2 protein-coding genes are annotated in these 2165 nt (G+C 69.3%); both read right to left on the bottom strand.

Annotated features, from left to right (window positions below):
* Positions 1 to 75 precede the first annotated feature (75 nt).
* On the bottom strand, positions 76 to 993 hold the full coding sequence (locus IEZ11_RS50270) for an IS5 family transposase (protein WP_189269835.1): 918 nt from the start codon (positions 991 to 993) through the stop codon (positions 76 to 78).
* A complete protein-coding gene (locus IEZ11_RS50275) occupies positions 990 to 1841 on the bottom strand; it encodes a methyltransferase domain-containing protein (RefSeq protein ID WP_189269836.1) in 852 nt (283 codons plus the stop codon). The genes IEZ11_RS50270 and IEZ11_RS50275 overlap by 4 nt, the downstream gene beginning before the upstream one ends.
* Between the last annotated feature and the right edge of the window lie 324 nt (positions 1842 to 2165).

The following is a 2165-nucleotide window of genomic DNA, read 5'->3' on the forward strand; positions in this document are numbered from 1 at the left end:
TTGTGGTCGCCGCCGACGACGAGACCCACGGGCTGCTGCTGTCGATGATGCGCGGCCGGAGCTAGACCGTGTCTCTCAACTTCGTAGCCAGGTGATGACCGCCGCCAGTACGGCTGCTGAGCGATAGACGATCGCGAGCTTGTCATAACGCGTGGCCAGTCCCCGCCACTGCTTGAGCAAGCTAAAAGATCGTTCCACGACGTTCCTGCACTTGTAGGTCTCGGCGTCCAGAGTGCGAGGTCGTCCGCCGCTGCGGCCCTTTCTCTTGCGGTTTGCCTGCTGATCGGCGCGTTCGGGGATCACCGCGCGGATACCCCGGGACGCGAGGTCCGCGCGGATCTGCTGGGAGGCGTACGCCTTGTCTGCGAGCAGAGCGTCCGGTGTAGTGCGCGGCCTGCCGCGGCCGAGTCGCGGGACCCGGATGTCGCCCAGCACGAGGGGGAGGACCTGCGCGTCGTGGACCTGGCCCGGAGTGACGATGACGGCCAGCGGACGGCCGTTGCCGTCCACGGCGTGATGGATCTTGGTCGTCAGGCCGCCGCGTGACCGGCCTATCGCGTGGCCCGCCGGCTCACCCCGGGTCGCAGGGGCTTCGCTCTTGCTTCTGCGGGTGGCGGCGCTGGTGTCCTTCTCCGGCCGGGCTGTGTTCGTGGCGTGCTGGTGGGCCCGGTTGATCGTCGAGTCCACCGAGACCGTCCAGTCGATCCCGCCGATCGAGTCTGCCTGGGCGGTCAGCTGCGCCAGAACCGTGTCCCAGGTGCCGTCCGCTGCCCACCTGCGATGACGCTTCCACACCGTCTGCCAGGGACCGAACGCTTCGCCGGGCAGGTCTCTCCAGGGGATTCCAGTGCGGTACCGGTAGATGATCCCTTCGATGATGCGGCGGTGATCGGCGAACGGACGCCCTGCCTTCCCTGCGTTGCGAGGTAGGCAGGGCGCCAGGCGCGCCCACTGCTCGTCGGTCAGCAGGCGTATGCGCCCGCTCGTGGTCACCGAGGCTGGTAGGCGGTGGCCAGCACGGAGACGGTGACCTCATCGGGCAGGAGGCCGTCATCGTTCAGGTCTGCACGGCTCACGTGGCGTGCGCTCGGTGTCATCGTCACCAGATCCGAGGCATCCAGCCTGGTCAAGGGTGCGGTGTACTCCACTTGTTCGGTGACGGCGCCCTCGAAGAATGGGGCCAGTGCCCGGTGCAGGCGCTGTTCCTTGGCCGGGTCAATCGTGACCATCGCAGGCAGCCGGTCACGAAGCTCGGCCAGGTGCCGCCCGGTGGGACGGACCACGATCAACCGGCCGGTCGGGCGCAGTACGCGGTGGAACTCGGCCGGGTTGCGCGGGGCGAACACGTCCAGCACGACATCGGCCACCCCGTCGGCCAGGGGGAAGGGACGGAAGACGTCCCAGGCCACCGCCGCGGCTCGGTCGTGGGCTCGGGCTGCCGAGCGCAGTGCGCGCACCGACGTGTCCAGACCCAGTCCGCGGGCGCCGGGCAGCCGGTCGAGTACGCCGGCCAGATAGTAGCCGGTGCCGCATCCCACGTCCACGACCGTGGCCTGCTCAGCGGCGGCGTCGGCCGCCAGGCGGGCCCCGACGTTGCGGATGGGCGCGTAGATGCCGGTGGACAGGAACCGGCTCCGGGCCTGGACCATGGCCGCGTCGTCGCCGCTGGTGGCTCGAGCGCCCGTCAGCAGGCCGGCGTAGCCGTGGCGGGAGATGTCGAAGGAGTGGCCCACCGAGCAGCGCAGTGCGCCGCGGCCGGGGTGCAGCTGGCGGGTGCGGCACGTGGGGCAGCGCAACAGGCCGAGGGAGAGTTCAAGGGCAGGGGGAAGCGACACGGGCACGAGGCACTCCTGGCAACGGTGAAAGGGAAGAGACCGTGCCTGCGCGCGCTCGGAGCATGTCTGCCTCGGGAAGGAACGGGCAGCGTCGGGAGCGTGGTTCATGCGGCAGGCACACCAAGGAGGGCGACGCCGTCCGGCATCGCCCTCAACGTCTTCCGATCACAGGAAGCAGCAGTGCGGGGTGCTCATGAATGCCACGTCATGAGTCTACGAGCACCGGCGAAACCCCTCATGCCCCAACGAAGTTGAGAGACACGTCCTAGTGCTGTGACCGCATGGGTTTCGTCGGGCTGGGTCAGGCTGCGGCCTGGAGGGGCCTGCCGC

It is taken from the genome of Streptomyces fuscichromogenes (assembly GCF_014645815.1).
Taxonomy (GTDB): Bacteria; Actinomycetota; Actinomycetes; order Streptomycetales; family Streptomycetaceae; genus Streptomyces; species Streptomyces fuscichromogenes.